Raw genomic sequence first — 22,445 nt, 5'->3', positions numbered from 1 at the left:
TCCTCCCGAAGCCGTCCTGCGACGTACTGCAATTTCTCTTATGCAATCGCTTATATTATGCGGGAATTCAGCTGCTATGGAAATCTACCAAGCGGCAAGATCTCCGCGTTACCGTAACAAGGACATCCGTGTCGACATCGTGAGTTTGGCTCTTGCTGTACCCTTTCGATCAGCCCGCGGTCATCACGAAGCACCGTTCCCTTTGATGACGTGCGGATGAGGCCGGTTGGTGTCGCATTCAATCATTAAGTTCTCTCCGCCCATGATTTCTTCAGGTAAATTACCAAAGGATACGAGCCCCATGTTTAGGGGTTTCGATTTTCAATGGGATTAGGCTGCATCAAAGGCGCTCAGGTCGACGACGCATGCGGAATGGGTCAAGAATAGGCCGTTCTTTGGGCAGTCGGTATCGGCAACCGGGCGGTCGGAACTTCTGATTCTCGAACCGCCGATGTTGTGCCTCGTGTTTCAGCTCTCCGTGTTGAAAGGTGCGATTGTTCCGACCGCCCTGGGAACGACCTCGCTGTTGACAATGAACATCTGCACGTAAGCTTGCGCCTCTTTGTTAGCGGGGTCGGCTCCGTTGATGGCGTCCGCCATGTGGTTGGACATCGGTGCGAGCATCGTCGGCATGCTGACGGTCGAGCCTCCGCCATCTAGGACGGCGGCCTGGAAGGTGACGTTGCCGCCGCTGCGATCCTGGATGTAGCGTACGGTGAGGGTCTGCCCGGCACCGGCGGCGCGGTAGGTGAGGGCGAGGCGCCGGTCGAAGGCGGCGTCGAGGTTCTCCACGGTCTGGGAGTAGACCGGGGCACTGTTGTCGCTGAGACTGACCTCGATGCGCCCGCGGGTCTTGAAGCCGCCCAGATAGACCACGAGTGTGCGCTCGACGGTATCGGCCGGAGCGGTGATTTCGAAACCTTTGCCGAGGCCGCCGATGTAGAGTCCCGCGCCGGTATTTGCACTCGCTACGGGGGTGCCGTTGCTCCAAGCGTAGGCCACGCGTGCCGAATTCTCAAAGCGCAGCGCACTGCCCCCGAGGGAGTTCAGGGTGCCGATTTGCGGCGCGACGCCGTTCTTGCGATTGACGCTCGCAGCGGTGTCGAGACCCCAATGCGCCCAGTCGGCGTCACCTTCGGAGCTGAGGTCGGCGGTGCCGCCGGGCGTGGTGAGGGTCGGTGTGAGCAGCCCGTCGCTCGCGGCCGTCACCGTGACGTCGACGGTCTCGCTCGTCGACAGCCCGGCCCCGCCGGCGTCGGTGGCCGTGAAGGTGATGCTGTAGGGGCTGCCCGCGAGGGCGCCCGAGGTGGGCGTCCAGCTGAGCTGCCCGGTCCCGTTGCCGTTGTCGACGAAGCTGGCCGCGGCGGGCAGAGGTGCGGCGGCGAGCACCAAGGGCGCCGGCCCGTCGGCGTCGGTGGCGCTGACCGCAATGCTCAGGGTGTTCCCGACCTGTACCGAGCGATTGCCGATGGGGGCGAGCACCGGCGGCTGATTCACCGGCGGCGTGTCGCTACCCTGCAGCGTGGCGGCCTGGAAGGTGACGTTGCCGCCGCTGCGATCCTGAATATAGCGCACGGTGAGGGTCTGTCCGGCACCGGCGGCGCGGTAGGTGAGGGCGAGGCGCCGGTCGAAGGCGGTGCTGAGATTTTCCACCGTCTGGGTGTAGACCGGCGCACTGTTGTCGCTGAGACCGACCTCGATGCGCCCGCGGGTCTTGAAGCCGCCCAGATAGACCACGAGGGTGCGCTCGACGGTATCGGCCGGAGCGGTGATTTCGAAACCTTTGCCGAGGCCGCCGATGTAGAGTCCCGCGCCGGTATTTGCACTCGCTACGGGGGTGCCGTTGCTCCAAGCGTAGGCCAAGCGTGCCGAATTCTCAAAGCGCAGCGCACTGCCCCCGAGGGAGTTCAGGGTGCCGATTTGCGGCGCGACGCCGTTCTTGCGATTGACGCTCGCAGCGGTGTCGAGACCCCAATGCGCCCAGTCGGCGTCACCTTCGGAGCTGAGGTCGGCGGTGCCGCTGGGCGTGGTGAGGGTCGGTGTGAGCAGCCCGTCGCTCGCGGCCGTCACCGTGACGTCGACGGTCTCGCTTGTCGACAGCCCGGCCCCGCCGGCGTCGGTGGCCGTGAAGGTGATGCTGTAGGGGCTGCCCGCGAGGGCGCCCGAGGTGGGCGTCCAGCTGAGCTGCCCGGTCCCGTTGCCGTTGTCGACGAAGCTGGCCGCGGCGGGCAGCGGTGCGGCGGCGAGCACCAATGGCGCCGGCCCGTCGGCGTCGGTGGCGCTGACCGCAATGCTCAGGGTGTTCCCGACCTGTACCGAGCGATTGCCGATGGGGGCGAGCACCGGCGGCTGATTCACCGGCGGCGTGCCGCTGCCCTGCAGCGTGGCGGCCTGGAAGGTGACGTTGCCGCCGCTGCGATCCTGGATGTAGCGTACGGTGAGGGTCTGCCCGGCACCGGCGGCGCGGTAGGTGAGCGCGAGACGCCGGTCGAAGGCGGTGCTGAGATTTTCCACCGTCTGGGTGTAAACCGGCGCACTGCCGTCGCTGAGACCGACCTCGATGCGCCCGCGGGTCTTGAAGCCGCCCAGATAGACCACGAGGGTGCGCTCGACGGTATCGGCCGGAGCGGTGATTTCGAACCCCTTGCCGAGGCCGCCGATGTAGAGTCCCGCGCCGGTATTTGCACTCGCTACGGGGGTGCCGTTGCTCCAAGCGTAGGCCAAGCGTGCCGAATTCTCAAAGCGCAGCGCACTGCCCCCGAGGGTGCTCAGGGTGCCGATTTGCGGCGCGACGCCGTTCTTGCGATTGACGCTCGCGGCGGTGTCGAGACCCCAATGCGCCCAGTCGGCGCCACCTTCGGTGCTGAGGTCGGCGGTGCCGCCGGGCGTGGTGAGGGTCGGTGTGAGCAGCCCGGTGCTCGCGGCCGTCACCGTCACGGCGATGGTCTCGCTCGTCGACAGCCCGGCCCCGCCGGCGTCGGTGGCCGTGAAGGTGATGCTGTAGGGGCTGCCCGCGAGGGCGCCCGAGGCGGGCGCCCAGCTGAGCTGCCCGGTCCCGTTGCCGTTGTCGACGAAGCTGGCCGCGGCGGGCAGAGGTGCGGCGGCGAGCACCAAAGGCGCCGGCCCGTCGGCGTCGGTGGCGCTGACCGCAATGCTCAGGGTGTTCCCGACCTGCACCGAGCGATTGCCGATGGGGGCGAGCACCGGGGGCTGATTCACCGGCGGCGTGCCGCTGCCCTGCAGCGTCGCGGCTTGGATGCTGATGTTGCCGCCGCTGCGGTCCTGGATATAACGGAAGGTCAGCGATTGTCCAGGGCCGGCAGCCCGATAGGTCACGGCCACGCGCCGGTCGAAGGCGGCGCCGAGGTGCTCGACGGTGACGGCATAAGCCGGAGAGCTCCCGTCACTGAGATCAACCTCGATGCGTCCGCGTGTCTTGTAACCGCCGAGATAGACCACGAGGGTACGCTCTTCGGCGCCGGCCGGGGCGGTGATCTCGAACCCCTTGCCGAGGCCGCCGATGTAGAGTCCCGCGCTGATATTCGCGCTTGCCGTCGGGGCCCCGTCGCTCCACTGGTAGCGTAACCTCTCTCCGCTGCCTTGGAATCGCAGCGCGCTTCCGCCGATTGTAATCAGCTCGCTGATTTGATGCCCTACGCCGCTTTTCCGATTCACATCCGTTGCCGTGGAGCGGCCCCAGTGGACCCAGTCCGAGGTCCCTTCCTCGGTCAGATCCGCTGTTCCGGTCGGTGCGGTAACGATCGGTACGCCATCAACAAATCCAATCGCGCGGGTGTTCGCTCTTAGGTCGTCGTTGCGAGCCTGCGCTTCCGCCCGCAAGTCAGCAACCACTGCCGGGTAGAGCGCGCTGACGTCCGTCGATTCGCCGACATCCGCCGACAGATCGAACAGCGCCCCTGCGACCACCGTCGTGCCGGACATGGTGACATGCAGTTTCCACGGACCTTGACGGAGTGCGCGCAGATTCAGGGTTTGATCGGAACCGAAGACGTCGCGCGCGTTGCCCGATCGATAAAATAGCAACGAATCATGCGGCGATGTTGCTCCAGGCTGCTGTGTCATCAGCGCACGGATGTCTTTGCCGTCAATAGGATTATCCGGCAGGGTGGCACCCGCTAGCGCCGCGAGTGTCGGATAAAGGTCCATATGGGTCGCCGGCTCGGCCGACACCGATCCCGGGGGAATCATGCCTCCCCACCGCATGAGGGTCGGGACCCGGATGCCGCCTTCGAAGACCGTGTGCTTTCCGCCGCGAAGCGCCCCCGCCGAACCGCCGTCGATACCGTACGCAAGCCAAGGGCCGTTGTCCGAGGTAAAGATCAAAAGGGTGTTTTCAGCAAGGCCCAGCTGGTGGAGCCGGTCGTCGATCTCGCCCACAAGCGAGTCAAGCTCTTCTACCACATCTCCATATAGATCAGCATCCGAGGACCCTAGGAACTCCGGCGACGGGAACAGCGGAACATGCGGCGCGTGAGGCACGAGATAAAGGAAGAACGGCTCATTCTGCTTGGATTCGATAAAGGCAATTGCCTCGTCCTTGAATCGGCTCAGAAGTGTCGTTTGGTCCGAGTTGACCTCGACGACGGTGCCGTTTCGATAAAGCGGGAGATCGGGAAAGGTCCCCACCGGGATGCATGTGCCTCGATCGTATCCGGTCAGCGCAGCGCGTGCTCGCGCCTCGGTTAGGCGCGGGTCCTCGTCTTCATGCGGGCAAATCTTCGGGTTGAAGGGCCACATGTCGTTCGAATACGGGATCCCGAAGAACTCGTCGAACCCGTGGTTGAGCGGAAGGAACTCGGGGGCATCGCCCAGATGCCACTTCCCGATGATCTTGGTCGCATAACCGGCCGATTTCATGAGCTCGGCGAGGGTCGTCTCGTCTTGGCTAAGTCCCGACGGGGCATTCGGAATGTGACTGAAGTTCAGAGATACCCGCGGCGCCAGGCTCCCCGTCATCAGCTGCGCGCGATCCGGACCGCACGCGGGCGCGGCGTAAAAATCCGTAAAACGCAGGCCTTCCGATGCGATCTGGTCGATATTCGGCGTTTGAATTGTGGCCGAGCCGAAGCTGCTCAGGTCACCGAATCCGAGGTCATCCGCCAAGATGACGATGATGTTCGGTTTTGGCGCTGGACCAGGCGGAACGGCACCGACAACCATTGTGGGCAAGCACAAGGGAATCGCTAACCACGCCAGTGCCAGGAGTAACCGCGACCGAAAATTAACCGGGGGTGTAGTTGCAGTTAGGAATCCCGGCATGTCCGTTTCCCCATGAAAGTACGTCATCTTCGACCCCGAAGGCTCTTGTTTATTAGCCACAACGATAGATTTTCACGTCGACCTGCGCAAATGCCGTTCGTCGGCTTCTCCCCCTTCCATCGGGCCGATATCCGCCCTGACCGACAACGCCGATGAAATCGAGCGGCTCAAGGAGGTGTCGCGGGCATCATCGAGGTGCGTGCGGGCGAGGAGTCGACCGCTAAAGCGCAGCGTTGTTGCGATCTCTACCATGAGCTTTTCCGCGCTCCTGGCGTGTTACTGCGAAAATCTGGTCGGAATGTGCGATTTCTGACCGATCGTGAAGGACTGCGGTCCCGAAATCCCTGCACTCACCACCCTTGCCACAAAGAATAAGCACATAATGTGCCAACACTGCGTTATTCGGCGCTCCCGTCCAGGTGGCATCGACAATTCAGACGACATTGATCCCGGAACTCCAATGGGACGATCGTGAATCCGCGATTCGAGACTTGCATCACGATCTGCTTGATTCATTCGTGATAGCTCTTGCAAGCGCACTCCCGAATCGACGCCTTACCGCAGAGATATCATCGTTTCCAATTTAGAATCGACCCTCGCCGTTCGCAAAGCTGTTTGACTCGGCTGCAGAGCTTCTCATTCTGTGACCCACCGCACATTCTCCGGCCTTCACCCCCCACTCTAGCCGCGTTTTGATGCGTGCATCGCAAATTCTTCTCGCCGTACCTGGTTAAGTAACCGCAAAGGATCTGGAGCCGGTTAAGTGCCCGTTTGTAGATGGGCTGCCCGATCCAGTTTTCAGGCTCTCAAAGCCCCTGCAGACGTTCCGATAGGCGAAGGGATTTTGAGCCCAGGTGTCGGCGATTAATTAAGAAACGGTGAATGCCATGTTACGTACGCGGACTCTCCCTGATCATCTTGGAACAGATGCTCGGTTCGGATTAATTCTGTTGCTCCAGATCGTGACCTTCTTTATTCTCTCATGGAGCAGCGGTGTCTCGCAGGCATCCACCGGCCAAATCCAATTGGCGTGGAATCCGGTGGAAGACAGCCGGGTCGCGCGTTATGAGCTGCATTACGGATCCGCCAGCAAGAGTTATCAGTCGCAGGTCCAGAGCACAACTGCGGCGGTCGTGGTTGCGGGCTTGGAGAGCGGATCGACTTACTTCTTCGCGGCACGCGCATGCACGAGTGATGGAAGCCTGTGCAGTGCCTTTTCGAACGAAGTCGTTGCCTCCGTCCCCTACGCACCGCCGGTCGCGGGATTCAGCGCTACCAATCTTTCCGGCGTCGCACCGCTTACGGTGATCTTCTCCGACACATCAAGCGGCGCGATTTCGGGCTGGACATGGGACTTCGGCGACGGCAGCTCAAGCACTGCAGCCTCGCCGACGCACGTGTACGGCGTTCCGGGCAAGTACAACGTTAGCCTGATCGTTACAGGTCCGGGCGGCCAGGACACCGAAACACGAAGTGGTTACGTCAGCGTGGCACATCCTGCCCCGATCGCGGATTTCAACTCCGACGTGGTCTCCGGGGTTGCGCCGCTCACCGTGCGTTTCTCCGATTCGTCCAGCGGAGCCGTCTCCGGCTGGGCCTGGGACTTCGGTGACGGCAACTCCAGCTCCGAGGCTTCTCCGACCCATACTTACACTATCCCCGGGACCTACTCGGTGAGCTTGGTTGTCGCAGGTCCCGGCGGGCAGGGAACGGAGACACGCAGCGGCTATATCCAGGTCGGATCCGAACCGATCGTCGATGTCGGTGAACCGAAGCTTGACTCCGAGCTTCTCGTCCCGGCCGGCGTCGCCGATCTGACGTCCGAAGGCGTGACGGACTGGGTGCATTGGGGTCTCGACAACGCAACCAGCGTGAACCGTAAATCCGGCGCATCGCCGCAGATCGGGGATCTGCTCATGATCGGCGGAACGCCGAAAACCTTCGCCTCGACGTCGCGGCTCAACTACGCCTGGACCGACGGTATGCCGAAGGCGAGCGTGACGACGGGAGCGGGCCTGTACATTGCCGGTCTGAACAATGGTTATGAGATGAGAGTGCCGGCCGACACCAACGAGCGGAACCTCGTCGTTTATCTCGGCGGCTACAAGACCCGCGGTCAACTCGAAGTGCGTCTGAGCGACGATAGTGCACCGGCTTATACCGTCGCGGTCGAGGACCTCAAGACTGCCTTCGATCGGCGCCTCGCACTCTCATACCGTGCAGCGAAACCCGGTCAGGAGCTGATCGTGCGCTACACCCAAACCCTCAGCAGCGGCAACATCACCATGCAGGCCGCGACGCTCAAGGGGAACCTAGTCAACCAAGCCCCCGTGCTGGCGGCGATTGGCGACCGCACCCTTCAGGTCGGCGAGCCCCTTACGATTGATGTCAATGCCACGGACGAAGATCCCTCATCCCTGGTCATGGCTGCCTCGCCGCTGCCGGGCACCGCGACTTTCGAGGACATGGGCAACGGCTCCGGCCGCTTCATTTGGACTCCGAGCGCTTCGGACGTCTCCACCAATGCCTACAGCATCACCTTTACGGCCACCGACACGGGCGGCAAGGGGCTGTCGACGAGCGAAACGATCGCCGTCACCGTCAGTTCTGCGCCAATCGTTCCGGAGCTCACGCCGTCCTTGACCACTCCGACGGGCACCGCGGATCTCACCGCTGAGGGCACAGCCGACTGGACGCATTGGGGCATCGACACCGCCTCGAGCATCAGCCGCAAGGCCGGTGTGGCCACCCAGATCGGTCCCTTGGGCACGGTCGGCGGAACGCCGCTGCGCTTCAACGACTCCGGTGCCCGGTTGGCTTACAGCTGGAATGACGGGACACCCAACGCCAGCACCACCACGCGTGCCGGTCTGTATATCAGCGGCCTGAACAAAGGTTACGAGCTGAAAGTGCCGGCCGACACCAGTGCACGGACCTTGACGCTCTACCTCGGCGGCTTCAAGACGCGCGGTCAACTCGAGGTTCGTCTGAGCGACAACAGCGCCCCGGCCTATACCGTGGCGGTCGAGGATCTCGGGACTGCCTTCGATCGGCGCGTCGCCCTGACGTACCGGGCGGCAAGCGAGGGTCAGCAGCTGATCGTTCGCTACATGCAGGTCCGCAGCGGCGGCAACATCACCTTGCAGGCCGCGACGCTCAAGGGGAACCTAGCCAACCAAGCCCCGGTTCTCGCGGCGATCGGCGATCGCACCCTAGAGGTCGGCGAGTCCCTGACCATTGATGTCAACGCCACGGACGAAGATGTTTCATCCCTGGTGATGGCGGCATCCCCGCTGCCCGGCACCTCAACCTTCAAAGACTTGGGCAACGGCATCGGCCGCTTGACCTGGACTCCGACTGCCTCGGATGTGTCGATCAACGCCTACAACATCACCTTCACGGCCACCGACACCGGCGGGAAGGGGCTATCGACGAGTGAAACGATCGCTGTCACCGTCAAGCCGGCCCCGATCGTTCCGGAGCTGACACCGTCCCTGACCACCCCGACGGGTACCGCCAATCTGACTGCTGAAGGCGCGACCGACTGGACACATTGGGGCATCGACACCGCCTTGAGCATCAGCCGCAAGGCCGGTGTGTCCTCCCAGATCGGTACCTTGAGCACGGTCGGCGGATCGGCGCTGCGATTCAACGACACCGGCGGTGCCCGGCTGGCTTACAGCTGGAATGACGGGGCACCCACGGCCAGTGCCACCACGCGAGCCGGTCTGTACATCAGTGGTCTCAACAAGGGGTACGAGCTAAGCGTCCCGGCCGACACCAGCGCCCGGACCTTGACGCTCTACCTCGGTGGCTACAAGACGCGCGGTCAACTCGAGGTGCGTCTGAGCGACAACAGCGCCCCGGCCTATACCGTGGCTGTCGAGGATCTCGGGACTGCATTCGATCGGCGCATCGCCCTCACCTACCGGGCGGCAAGCGCGGGTCAGCAGCTGATCGTTCGCTACATCCAGGTCCGCAGCGGCGGCAACATCACCCTGCAGGCGGCGACCCTGCAGAGTATCTCGGCCGAGACAGCCTTGGCAACGGCCGAAGCGCCGGTCAACGCGAACCTGGCGGGCAGCACCCAATCCGCTACCGCCACGGGTGCCGAAACCACTGGGCCGGCGATCGAGATCGGTGAAGTGGAGATCAACCAGGAATGGCAACGGATCGAGTTCCAGCGCGAGTTCAACGACCCGATCGTCGTCGTCAAGGCCCTAAGCGCCTACGACACCGAGCCGGCCGTGGTCCGGGTCGATGCGATCGACTCCAAGGGCTTCTGGATCCGCGTGCAGAGGTGGGATTACCTCGATGACGCGCATGAACTGGAGCTGGTCTCTTACCTGGTGGTGGAACGCGGGCTGCATGAGCTGTCCGACGGCACCTTGATCGAGGCGGGTTCTTTGGAGACGGGCGTGACCCAGGCGTTCCAACGTCAGTCCTTCGGTGCGCCGTTCGAAGAAGCCCCCGTGGTCTTCGCCGCAGTCACGAGCTTCAACGAAAGCGACGCCGTGACGGCAAGGCTCCACAATATCGACAGCGATGGCTTCGACGTCGGGATGCGCGAACAGGAGGCGAACGCGCAGCAGCATCTGCCCGAGCGTATCGACTACATCGCCTGGGAAGTCTCCTCGGGCGTGGTCGACGGAATGAGATACGAGGTCGGCCGCACCGGCACCAACGTAAGTCATAACGTCTACAACCATGTCTACGGAACGACCTTCCAACGGCCCCCGGTGCTGGTCGCCGACATGCAGACGGCCCATGAAGACGACACGGCAGCCCTGCGGTGGCAGAACCTGAACGTCGAGTCGGTTGACCTTTGGGTCCAGGAAGAACAGTCGCGTGATCTGGAGATGACGCACGTCCCCGAGGATGTAGGCTACTTCGTGGCCGACGTCGAATAGGCCCAAACCGGACTGAAGTCCGAGCCCGAAGCCGCGGTGCCCCGAGGTAGGCACCGCGGCTTTTTTTCTCACAGAATCCCCCCACCAAAAAACCCGCACCTGAGATCGACAACACGCTAGCGAGGCTTCGCCTCAGACCGACGAGTCATGGGGTGAGCCCCGGCGTTGGGCGGCCCCGGTTGAGCAACGGAAGGCTAAACTTCCGATAGTAGCCGCACGTAGCGGCGTGTGGCGCGTGGCCAAGATGTCAACCGGGGCCTGCCATCATGTTAGACCAAACCGTCGGTGAGTTGCTGAACGATCGGGTCACGCTGGATCTCGAAGGAATCGACCGGCTGTATCTCAACCTGTATCAACCGCGGCTGCAGACCGGCGGCGGGGTAGCCAACTTCTTCAAGGTCCATCGTGGTGCCAAGGTCGCCTCCACGGTGTTGATGGCCCCGATCAGTCACGCCTTCGTCAAGGCGATCGAGGGGTTTGCGCAACGCGAGGGCGTGGAGATCGTGACCTTCGCCAAGGGACAGCGCAAAGACGACATGACCCGCGAGCGGCTCCGCGACTTCGCTCAACCCGAGGGTGTCCTGTACATCGGCAAGGCTCAGGAACGGTTTGCCAGCTTCCGCATGATCAAGAAAATCAGCACCCACACCGGCCAGCCGTACCCCTGGTTCACGCGCGGGACGGTGATGTGCAACCATTTCTACTTCTATCTGGTGGATGCGGACTTCGGCCCCCTGTTCATCAAGTTCTGCTCCTACTTTCCCTACACCGCGCGGGTCTGCCTCAACGGTCATGAGTACGTCAAACGCCAGTTGGCCAAGGCGGGCATTGCCTTCGAGGCGCTGGACAACGGGTTGCTCAGCTGCGCCGAACCGGCCCGTGCGCAACGCATCCTCGATGACCTGAACGAGGCGACGATCGCCGCACTGGTGGCCAAGTGGTTGGGACGGCTCCCGGATCCCTTCACGGCGGAAGACCATGCCGCCGGCTACAATTTCCAACTCTCCATCCTGCAGGCGGAGTTCGCCCGCACGCAGGTGTTCGACCGACCGCTGTCCGGACGCCATCTGTTCGAGGAGGTCATCCGCGAGAACCTCGACTTGGGACGGCCCGAGAAGGTCAGCCTGATCTTCAACCGGAGGATCACCAAACGCACGCCGGGGAGCTTTCATACCCGCGTCATCACCCAAGGGGTTATCCCTTCGCTGCATGTCGGCTACAAGTCCTCCAAGATCAAGCAGTACTTCAAGGAAGGTCGGGCCCTGCGCACCGAGACCACGATCAACAACACCCACGACTTCGGCATCGGACGGAATTTGAACAACCTGCCCGCCCTGCGGGCCATCGGCTTTGCCGCCAACCGTCGCTTGCTCGAGGTCGAGACGCTCAGCCAGGACTGTCTGCTGGCCGAGGGGGTGTTCGATCAGGTCACCCAACCGCAGGTGGTCGGCGGGCAACGCGCCCCGGGGCTGCACCTGGACGATCCGCGGGTCTTGGCGCTGTTCACCGCCCTGTGCCTGTTCCTCACCCTGCCCGAGGGCTTCCGACACGCGGGGATGCGCACCTGGATGGCCCAAGCCTTGGGGGTGCCCGAGGACGCCTACTCACCCGGACGCATGACCTACGATCTGCGCCGACTGCGCCTGCATGGCCTCATCGAACGGATCCCGCAGAGCCATCGCTACCGGGTCACCGATGCCGGACTGCGGGTCGCCCTGTTCTTCACCAAGGTCCACAGCCGCATCCTGCGACCGGGGTTGTCCCAATTGTTCGACGGCTGCCCGAAGGCGCCCAACCGGCCCATCGCCACCGCCATGAGCCGGCTGCAACAGGCGTTCGCGGACCTGTTCGAGCAGGCCAAACTTGCGCCGGCTTAAACTTGACTCACGCGCGCAGAAAGTTGTTCGTCAAGGAACCCTAGAACCGCGTAGGATGGGTAGAGCGAAGCGAAACCCATCCTCCAAACCACCAAGGCCGCAGCAAGTAGCGCGTAGGATGGTTCGAGCGCAGCGAAACCCATCCTCCAAACCACCGACCGCATCTGCCAAACAAACGCATCCTCGACAGCCCCAACCCAAATTGAAAGCCCTCGCCCGTAAGAGTAGCATCGCGCGCTCACCCACTGGCCTCCAGGCAACGGCACACGGCTCTGCTCTCGCGACCACGGACCTCCCTCAGACCGATCCCGGCGCAACGGGCCACAATCGGGGATGTTGCCGAGCAACGCGTTGACCTTCGACCCAACCCGACGCGAAGGCTTGAGAGCAATCTAGGCAGGCTGATCACACGTAGGCTGGGATGAGCTCGCGACCCCCGGCCTTCCGGGCCCGCCCATGCCGGGGTTCGCAAGCCACCTCAGCCCGTTCAGGTCGTTGTGAGTTGCGCCCAACACCCAGCAGTCTTCCACACCCATCCTCCGGGTATGTACTGCCGATTCAGCACGAGAAATCGCCGTCATGACGCTCAAGGACAAAGCCGTTAAAGGGGTCTTCTGGTCCGCCGCTGAACGCTGGAGTGCCCAGCTTCTGTCCACCATCGTTTTTTTGATACTGGCGCGTTTACTCGGTCCCGAGGATTTTGGCCTCGTGGCGCTCGCCATGATCTTCATCGCGTTCGCGGGGATCTTTGTCGAAGCGGGCTTCTCGCAATCCATCGTTCAACGCGAGGATTTGCGGAAGAGCCATCTCGACACGGCCTTCTGGTCGACAATCGTTCTCGCGCTGCTGCTCGGCACCGTCATGTTCGCGCTTGCACCGATCATCGCCGCACTTCTGAAGGAGCCGCAGCTCGAAGACGTTATCCGCGCCCTCTCGCCGGTCTTTCTGTTCTCTGCACTATCGTCCACCCAAGGTGCGATCCTACGCCGGGACTTCCGATTCAAGTCGCTCGGTGTGCGCACGGTGGTCGCGAACCTCTGCGGCGGCGTCACGGGGATCAGTTGTGCCTTTGCCGGTTTGGGCGTCTGGAGCCTCGTCGCCCAGACCTTGGTCGGCTCGGTGGTCGGTGTCCTGATTCTCTGGTGGACAAGCACCTGGCGTCCGGGCCTCGAGGTGTCGTCGCGATCGTTCAAGGAGCTCTTCTCCTTCGGCGTCAACATCACAGCGATCTCAATCCTGAACTTTTTCAACAAAAAGGTCGATCGATTGCTGATCGGAACCTTCCTGGGCACGGCTGCACTCGGGTACTACACGATCGCGCGACGCTTCACCGAAATGGCTGCCGACCTCCTGCTGAGCCCCATTGGGAAAGTCGCGATGCCGACTTTCGCGCGTATGCAGACCGACCGCCCGCGGCTACGGGATGCCTTCTATCGCATCACGAAGGTCACCTCGGCCATCTCGTCCCCGGTTTTCGTGGGCATGATCTTGGTTGCGCCGGATTTCATCCCGGTCGTGGTCGGTCCCCAATGGGAGGTCAGCGTGCCCGTCCTGCAACTCCTGGCGGGTGTCGGACTCACCTGGGGGCTCACCTTCCTTACAATGCCGTCCATGCTGGCGGCTGGATACAGCCGAGCTGCCGCCGGATTTCACCTCATCAACACGACGGCGAACGTGATCGGATTTGCCATCGCCGTCCAATGGGGCATCGTTGCCGTTGCGGCCGCCTTCCTCGTCCGCGGGATTCTGCTTGCGCCGCTTCCGTTCTGGTTCATGCACCGGCATCTCGGCATCGAGTATGGTCGCATCCTCAGAGATGCGCTCGGTGTTGCTCTGTCGTTGCTCCTGATGACGGCTGCTTGTCTCACGACGGCCTTTCTCCTCGCAGAGAGCGCTGACTGGATTCGGCTGATCGCGACCGTGGCCGCCGGCGCCTTGGCTTACCTGACGGGCCTCGTGTTGTTCGACCGGGGTCTGCTTGCCGAGGCTCGCTCGATCCTGAAGATTCGATAGCTCGTTTCGCTAACTCGGGTCATGGCGCAGCCGAAGGCAAGCGTGGCCTCGTCGAGGCATGTTGGGGTTTTGCTGAACCTCGCTGTCCGAGAGCCCTTTGCGCTGTCAGTAAGTTACTGAAGCAACAGGCTGCACCGGGTCGAGACATTTTCGTTTACCCCGGTTCCGGCCTCGGCATCGACGATCGATCAGTAACTTACGTGCGCGGGGCCGGGCGGTGAGCGAAAAGTCACCCCGGCCTCGCGGGGCGTGCAAAGAGGCGGCCGCCAAGGGATCATAATCGTTGTCGAGACGATCCTTTGCAGGAGGACCCCATGGCGACCATTGAACCGAGTTTGTTTGACTGGCGGGACGTGGAAGCGCGCAGCGACTTGGATCGCTTCTGTTTGGCACGGGATCATCTCCCGGATGCGCGGTTGCTGCAATACCTGGAGGTCATGCGCGGGTCGGGGCGCGACGACTATCCGGTGGCGGCGATGTGGAACGCGCTGATCGCCGGGGTGGTCTTCCAGCACCCCTCGGTGGAAGCGCTGCTGCGCGAACTGGCGCGCAACCCCGCGTTGCTGAAGGCGTGCGGCTTTGCGGTCTTGCCGATCCAGCGCAAGCCTGTGACACGGTTGGTACGCGATGCGGCAAGCGGACGCCTGCAGGCGGTGCGCGAGGCGCCGGCCGATCCACGGGCGGCGGTGCCCACCAGCTGGAGCTTCTCGCGTTTTCTGGCCAACGTCATTGAATTGGAGGAGACGTTGGGGATGGTGACGGAGATGATCGGGATCCTGCGCGAGCAGTTGATGGCGGCGTTGCCGGATTTCGGCTGTCATCTCGGCTATGACGGCAAGGCCATCGAGAGCCACAGCACCGGGCGGGCCAGTCGCGCCACCGGGACGACCTCCGATCCGGATGCCGATTGGGGCAAGCACGAGAGCAGCGGGATCGATGCGCGCACCGGCAAGGCCTGGAACAAGGTCAAGAGCTGGTTCGGCTACGGTCTGCACCTGATCGCCGACACCCGTTACGAGATCCCCGTGGCGATGCACCTCACCCCGGCCTCCCACGCCGAGCAGCCCGAACTGCGGGCAATGATCAAGGAGCTGTTTGCCGAGACCCCCGCGTTGGCGCAGCGCTGCGGCGACTTCAGCGCCGATCGCGGTCTGGACAGCGCCGAGACCAAGGCGCTGTTGTGGGATGACTACGCCATCCGCCCCTTGATCGACACCCGCGAGCTGTGGCGCGAGGAGAAGCAACACCCCGACTACGATCCGTCCAAGCCGATCACGCGACCCCTCTTCCCCGAGCGGGCCGACACCATCGTGCATACCGAAAAGGGCAGCGTCCACTGCGTCTGCCCGCACACCGGCGTGCAGCGCGACTTGGCCTTCCAGGGTTTCGAGGCCGATCGCAACGCCCTGAAATACCGCTGCCCGGCCGCCGCCTACGGGCTGGACTGCCAGGGCCGCGACGCCTGCCACCAGGCCGGCGGCGTCTCACCCGGCGACTACGGGCGCATCGTGCGGATCAGCCTCGACGACCACGATCGGCGCATCTTCGTGCCCACGCCTCACGGCAGCCCGAGTTGGCAGCGCGGCTACAACCGGCGCAGCGCACTGGAGCGCATCAACAATCGCATCGACAACAGCTTCGGCTTCGAGCGGCACTTCATTCGGGGTCGGGCGAAGATGACCACACGCGTCGGCTTGGCCCTGGCGGTCATGATGGCGATGGCCTTGGGGCATGTCCGGCAGGGGCGTCTTGAACAGATGCGCTCGTTGGTGCAACCGATCCCCGCTACCGGCTAGCCGATCCTACCCCGGTCCTCCCGGTCCTCCCGGTCCTCCCGGTCCTCCCGGTCAGGCCGCCGATGCGTCGCCTGCGGGCGCGGCTGTCCGTCGTCCGACGTTACTGCGAGTGAGTCTTGTTTAGAGGCGTCGACGCGCCGCCGTGCGTCCGCGACGGCGTGGAAAACCCGCTGCGCCGGCCGGCTCGACCGTTGGCGACACTCGACGGGTTCCGGAAAAACGCTGCAGCGCAAATGGCTCTCCGAGAACGGCGTTGCTCATTTGGCTCCTCTAAGCCACGCTTCCCTATTTTCCCTATGCTCTCCTCCGCCATAGCTCGCGGCAAGTCCGATTCGCATCGGCCTGGGGCCGCCACGGAGTCGGCGGCAGAGCAGGTGCGGAACCACCCATCTTCGGCGTAAACTGTCGCGGTGGAAGACAATTGGCTTTAGGGTTGGCTAGGGATTATGGAACGCATCAAGCAGGCGATCGATCGCGCGCGCGCGGAGCGGGGCAACGCCCCAACACCTCCCGTGAAACCAGAACATGCGGAACGCCACCGTGACTCGCCGCCACAGACAAGCGCAAAGCCCGTGGCGAGCGACGTCGTCTACTGGAGCACAAAGACCATCGCCACGGATCCGGAGTACCTGCGAACTCGACGCGTCCTCACAGACGTAGTGGATGATCCGGCGGCCGGTGCTTACAAGGTGTTGCGCACCCACATCCTACAACGGATGCGGGCCAACAGTTGGACCACACTCGGCATCACGGGCACGCGAGAGGGTAACGGAAAAACTCTCACCACCATCAACCTCGGCATCAGCTTGGCGCGAGAGGTCAATCAGACCGTCCTCCTGGTGGATTTCGATCTGAGGCGCCCGCGTTTGGCCAGTTACCTGGTTGAGGAAAAGCTTCCCGGGATCAGCGATTATCTTCTGGGTCGGGTGGAAGTTTCCGACATCCTATTTCACCCCGGCTTCGACCGCCTGGTGGTGCTCCCTGGGCATGAGTCCGTGTTGAACTCGTCCGAAGCGCTTTCCAGCCCGACCGTGGTGAAGCTCGTCGAGGAGCTGCGGACACGCTACCCGGATCGCATCATCCTATTCGACCTACCCCCCTTGCTGGTGGGGGACGATGTGATCGCCTTCGCACCTATCATCGATGCTGTTATGCTAATTGTGGAGGAAGGCCAGACAACCCGAGCGGACCTCCGTCGAGCTTATGAATTGTTGAGCGGTCAAAGGATAATCGGAACTGTGCTTAATAAGGCTGATCCGCTCTCTGTTTCACATGTGCATGGCTATTATTGATTGCAAGGCGAAACGTCTATTCGACTAAGCCCAATTTCGCGATGGGAGCAGGCTGTGGTAGCGATGCATGAAAAGTCATTTGAGACGTCGACTCGTCAGCTAAAGGCTTGTTTGGCAGATCGATTCCCTATAAGAAAGGCAAGATCGGCCCGTTTCCGATGTTGGAAGGCAACCATCGTGGTTCACGTGTTCCTGGGATGACCGATGTCCGAGAGCAATAAGCTTGGAATTGAGTACGGTGACACGCCCAACCCGAGTCGGCTTTCAATTGCCTTATGCGCTCCATCACTAGGTCAGGGTGGCGCTGAACGTGTAGTGTGTTGGCTCTGTGACGGCTTAGCTAACCGTGGCCATGACGTTTTGCTCGTGACGAGGGCCAGTCGGTCGGAGGATTTCTATCCGGCCCCGGAGCGGGCCCGACGTATAAGCTTGATAGATGACTTCAGGGTCAAGTCCGGACCTTTACAGCTTCTTGCGCTATACCGGGTATTGAAGTCGCTGCGACCGGACATCACTATTTCTTTTCTGCCTCGCACCAATGTGGCTTGCGCACTGACCGCCTCAGTTCTAAAATGCCCTGTTGTCGTATGCGAGCGCGCCGATCCGCGGAGCGAACCTTTACACTGGACTACGAGCGCGGCCCGAGTATTGGCCTATCCGCTCGCTGCGGGTATCGTGCTTCAAGCCGACACAGCGCGCACATGGGCCGCCAGGCGCGTGCGCGGTGGTGTCGTCGGTGTGATTCCGAATCCGGTCAGACCTTTGCTGCGTCCTCCGCACGTCGTGGGCGGCCCCATTCTCTTGGGCGTAGGTCGACTCTGCCCGCAAAAACGCTTCGATCGTTTGATACGCGCTTTCGCATCCGTTGCACCCGATTTTCCGGACTTGAATCTCCGAATCATCGGCGATGGTCCGCTGAGGAACGAGTTGCGCGATTTAGCGGATGCGAGCGGGTTTGGAGCTCGGATAGCCCTACCTGGGGCAACGCTAGATATCGAGGCCGAGTATGCGAGGGCTCGGCTTTTTGTCCTGACGTCGGATTTCGAAGGATTTCCGAACGTTCTCGTGGAGGCGATGAGCTTGGGCCTGCCGGTCATCGCATTGGACTGCCCCACGGGTCCCGCTGAAATCATCCGAGATGGCGTGGACGGCATCCTCGTCCCAAAAGGGGATGAAATGGCTTTAACACGTACGCTAAGGATGGTCTTGAGCGATGATCAGTTGGCGGCTCGTCTTGGCCGTAAGGCTGTGGAGATTCAATTGCGGTTTGCGCCGGAAGGGGTCCTGGATCAATGGGAGTCCTTCCTCTGGAATCTCTCCACGGTCTAGATTGATAGCGGAGAGAGCACGTCACTGGATATGCAGCCCATCAGCTTCGTCCGCCACGCCAGACATGGCCGCTAAGGACCAATCCCGCAATGTGGGCAGACATAACATCTTCGGTTGCAGATCGCGATGCGCCTTGACGGATTCAATGTGACCGAAGTGCGGCAGAAGGTAGAGGCCGTGGGTGTCCCGGAGCGTTGCAAGCCTCGAGAGTGATTCCTGAATTGCAACTGGGGCCAGCGAAGCCACCGCTAATTGACAGCAGATTGTTGCGGCATCGAACCTGAGTAGGGGGCAAGCTTGAATCGCTACGAGCCTAACCGTTCTCGGGTTTGCGCTGATGGGGACTTCTCTCGTAGGGTTGTCACCATCTAAGCCGGACGCCCCGTCCGGTTGTCGCCTGAGGGGATGCGTCCTTATCGACGGCAATGCTGGCCGGTCGATTCAACCCTGTCCCTCCCGAAATCGTGGGCGGCGGTGGACTGCATTGTTTGTAGTGACTCACGACCTCAAGGCCGTGCATCCTGCCCGATACGACAGTTTGTGGCCAAAATTATAGGACCACGACCTACTGGGCCCGGCTAGCAGTCTGTCGGACTTTCCCTGTGTCGGGCGGTGGAGCCGCCCTGTAGAATAAGTGCAGCACACTTGGGGGCCTGAGCCGATGAGCCACTTCCGTCCGATCCTTCGTGATGTTGACTTTCTGCGACCGCTCTCGGTGCAGAATTGGCTGCCGGAAGGGCACTTGGCGCGCTATGTGGTCGAGGTCGTCGCGGGGCTGGATCTCGGCGCGCTGGAACCGGCCTACCCCGGGCGGGGCAGCCTGCCCTACCACCCCGCGATGTTGCTCTCGCTGCTGATCTACGGGTACGCCACCGGCAGCTATTCCGGCCGCACGATCGACCATGAGGCCCAGCTCGCCGCCCGCGCGGCCGAGGCGGCTGCCACAGGACGCAAGCCGGGCGGTAAACCGCCCAATGCGCCTACCCCCGGCCCGAGTCCCGAAGACCAGATGAGCCTCACCGACGAAAAATCCCGCATCATGCCGGTCGCCGGTGGTGGCTTGGAGCCGTGCTGCAACGCCCAAGCGGTGGTCGATTCCGAGACCATGCCGGTGCTCCTCCCGCAGGTCATGCAAGCGGCCAACGACAGGAAACAACTCGCCCCGATGCTCGAACAGCTGCAGGCTCTGCCGAAAGAGATCACCCGGGCGGAAGAGGCGTTGGCCGATGCCGGCTACTTCAGCAAGGCCAATGTGACGGCCTGCGAAAGCGCCGGCATCGAGCCGGCGGTCGCGATCAAGCGGGACGCGCACCACCCCCATTGGTCGGAACGCTTCGAGAGCCCGCAGGCCCCGCCCGCCGAGGCGACCCCGGTCTACCGCATGGCCCACCGACTGAAGAGCGCCAAAGGCCGGGCGACCTCCGCCTTGCGCAAACAAACCGTCGAACCGGTGTTCGGCATCATCAAATCCGTGATGGGGTTTTCGTCAGGCCCTCACCCGCGGTCTGGGAAACGTCCAAGAAGAGTAGACCCTGGTGTGCCTGGCGTGGAACTTAAAGCGCACGGCCGCATTGCGTCGCGGTAAGGGGGATGATGGGAAAACCTCGCCCTTCATCCAAAAAAAGCCTCTCTTTTACGCAACAAACGACCCTTCTAGGCTCCGATACAGGTTATCGCGAGAGTCAAGTCCGACAGGTTGCTCGAAACATTGGGAAGGTGTTCGCAAGGGGTCGTAACGAGCCGGCCGGATCTCTCCGCTCCGATGACGCGTTTCATGCGGTCCGTGATGTCGCGCCAAGGCTCACTTAGATTGGTAGATTGGTAGCTAGGAAGCCGTTTTGTACGGCCGAGCGGCATTAGCTGTCGGGGCAAAAAATTTCCGTATCGCCTTCCTATTTAACCGGCAACTTCAAAGATTCACGCGGTGAATATCTTTGCATTGGACATCACTGCGCACGCCTTTGATCGTGCATCGTCCCAATCGTAGAAAGAGACCTATTGGACAGAACCGGATACGGCTAGAAAAATGGTCTTCCCAGTACTGAACAGTCGAAAATGTTGGGATTCCCGAGCATGATAAGGAATAAATTGACATCGTCACTTTTATTTTTTGTTCTCGTTATTACGGCGAGCGCCGCTTCCGCACAGGAAACTCCCGTTTCGTCGTCTGTTTTTATGGCTTCTTTGGGGCTTGGCGCGCTTGCTGCGTTCGTCCTCAGTCTCAACCCTATCGTGTTGCTATGGTTTGCGACCATAATGACCCTTCTTGTGGCCGGAACGGTTGGTTACTTTGTACCTAGTCTCTCGCAAATTTGGTGGGTCAGCTACGGTGCTGCCGCGCTTCTCTTTGTGCCGCCACTACTCGGCTTTATCGCAAGATCGAATCGTCCGGTCAATGAGAAAGCCCCGCTGATCTATTGGTCTTTGCTGGTATTTGTTTTCAGTGCCCTATTGTCTACTGCGTGGGCGAATCCGTCATTAAAGCAGGTAATTGGAGCGTTTAAGGACTGGATCATGTTCGGTGGACTTTGGTTCTTCTTGGCCAACACCTTTGTTTCCGTTCAGCAGATCCGGTTATGGCTCCGCCTCCTTCTTGGAATTGGCCTGTTTCAGGTGATCCCGGTCCTTTATCAGTTTATCGTTATCGCGGGCGGCCGGGTGAGTGCCTCACCGGATAATCCTGTTAGTGGGATATTCGCGGCGGATTCGGTAGTAGGTACCTTCGGGGGCAATCCGGCTGGTGGCGGGCTTTCTGCGGTGATGGCCTTGTATTTGATCTGCGTCATCGTGCTGACCATCTCCTACCGCAGGCATGGTTTAATGGATCAGAAGTTTGCGTATACGGTCTTGTTCGTCGCTGTGATCCCTTTGGCCTTATCGGAAGTAAAGGCGATCTTTATCTATTTGCCAATCGCCCTGATCCTACTTTTCGGCGAGGAGCTAAGCCGGCGGCCTCTGATCTTCGTCGGCATGATGGCGCTTGGCGGTGTGACATTGTTCAGTGTTCTTTATGCGAATTATCTCTTTTATTGGTCTCATGATCACGGTTCGCTGGGCGAGAGCTTGGGCATGTTCACATACAGTTTCCGAGGTAACGAAGTCATCGAGACTTCGCGCTGGAACGTTCTCACGCACTGGTGGGAGAATAACATGAGAACGTTTGCTTTTGAGACTTTGTTCGGCCATGGCGCTGGAGCATCCCGTGTGTCGGGCGGTCTTACTGGTTCACTTTCGGAAGTATACCAAGATAGGGTGATCGATTACACAGGTGCCTCCACGATCCTTTGGGACTATGGTCTAATCGGCCTGACGAGCCTCGCAGGTATTTTATTCGGTACTTACCGTCTGCTCACGCGGGTTAAGAGGAACAACGAAAGATATGATGCCGAAACAAGAGCCACGGCAGCGGGTATGGCATCTTTGATCCCCGTTATTGCGCTGTCGCTGTTCTACAGGAGCGATATTCCCTATATTGCGCCGATGATGTTTATGGTTATGATTTCTTTAGGGCTAGCTCTCGTGCTCGCTAGGCGAAACGCCCATGCTACGGCCGATCGGCTGAAACCTGTCGGTTTGGGGCCAGGGACGGTCGCGGGCCCTTGAAGTGGGATCCCGGCCGATTGCATTGCGTGGATTAGTCCAACTAAGGATGTTGCGGGGAACGCGGATCGTTTTCAAATTTCTGAAAGAGGTTGCTCGCCAGGGATTTCTTGCAGCGATGCGCGAATAAGAATGGGAGGTCTCCTCGTATTATGATGTCAAATTCCGTCTCGATCCGGCCGGATTTCCCATGATTGTATTATTTGGTATCCGGTTCCCATGATTTGGTGGCAGGTCAAATGGCCGAGCACGCTCTTCGGATTCTGGCCTTCTCAATAGACTCTATAGACTAGGATACTACGCCGATTTTTTCTTTTGCCGATGTCCGCTCGTGGATTTAGCCGATAT

9 protein-coding genes and 1 pseudogene are annotated in these 22,445 nt (G+C 61.4%); 8 read left to right on the top strand and 2 right to left on the bottom strand.

The genetic code is table 11. The annotated features are described in order from the left end of the window. Positions 1-468 precede the first annotated feature (468 nt). A complete protein-coding gene (locus tag BDD21_RS24745; protein WP_245969983.1) occupies positions 469-5,181 on the bottom strand; it encodes a sulfatase family protein in 4,713 nt (1,570 codons plus the stop codon). A gap of 171 nt (positions 5,182-5,352) precedes the next feature. Continuing rightward, positions 5,353-5,532: a hypothetical protein gene (locus BDD21_RS24740; RefSeq protein WP_120799426.1), complete on the bottom strand. Its 180-nt coding sequence runs from the start codon at positions 5,530-5,532 to the stop codon at positions 5,353-5,355. A gap of 698 nt (positions 5,533-6,230) precedes the next feature. Here BDD21_RS24740 and BDD21_RS24735 point away from each other — a divergent pair. The 8 genes and pseudogenes from BDD21_RS24735 (at position 6,231) to BDD21_RS24695 (ending at position 22,100) form a co-directional block, all read left to right on the top strand. Continuing rightward, positions 6,231-10,190, top strand: coding sequence for a PKD domain-containing protein (locus BDD21_RS24735; RefSeq protein ID WP_170164897.1), 3,960 nt, complete (start codon positions 6,231-6,233; stop codon positions 10,188-10,190). Positions 10,191-10,456: 266 nt separating this feature from the next. Next, entirely contained in the window at positions 10,457-12,067 is a 1,611-nt protein-coding gene (locus BDD21_RS28935) for a hypothetical protein (protein ID WP_245969410.1), read from the top strand. Positions 12,068-12,646: 579 nt separating this feature from the next. After that, positions 12,647-14,080 carry an MOP flippase family protein gene (locus BDD21_RS24725; RefSeq protein WP_120799424.1) on the top strand — a complete coding sequence of 478 codons (1,434 nt, stop codon included), beginning with the start codon at positions 12,647-12,649 and terminating at the stop codon, positions 14,078-14,080. 314 nt (positions 14,081-14,394) lie between these two features. Continuing rightward, entirely contained in the window at positions 14,395-15,876 is a 1,482-nt protein-coding gene (locus tag BDD21_RS24720) for a transposase (protein WP_120799423.1), read from the top strand. 446 nt (positions 15,877-16,322) lie between these two features. After that, a complete protein-coding gene (locus BDD21_RS24715; protein WP_120799422.1) occupies positions 16,323-17,168 on the top strand; it encodes a CpsD/CapB family tyrosine-protein kinase in 846 nt (281 codons plus the stop codon). Between the two features lie 204 nt (positions 17,169-17,372). Then, positions 17,373-18,497, top strand: a complete 1,125-nt coding sequence (locus BDD21_RS24710; RefSeq protein WP_120799421.1) for a glycosyltransferase family 4 protein — start codon at positions 17,373-17,375, stop codon at positions 18,495-18,497. Between the two features lie 661 nt (positions 18,498-19,158). Further along, a pseudogene (locus BDD21_RS24700) lies at positions 19,159-20,026 on the top strand (transposase). 544 nt (positions 20,027-20,570) lie between these two features. Beyond that, complete coding sequence (locus BDD21_RS24695; protein ID WP_147431216.1) at positions 20,571-22,100, top strand: hypothetical protein; 1,530 nt, start codon at positions 20,571-20,573, stop codon at positions 22,098-22,100. The last annotated feature ends 345 nt before the right edge of the window (positions 22,101-22,445 follow it).

Source organism: Thiocapsa rosea, from assembly GCF_003634315.1.
Classification (GTDB): domain Bacteria; phylum Pseudomonadota; class Gammaproteobacteria; order Chromatiales; family Chromatiaceae; genus Thiocapsa; species Thiocapsa rosea.
The sequence above is the reverse complement of the archived record's forward strand: the minus strand, read 5'-3'. Positions and strand labels throughout refer to the sequence as shown.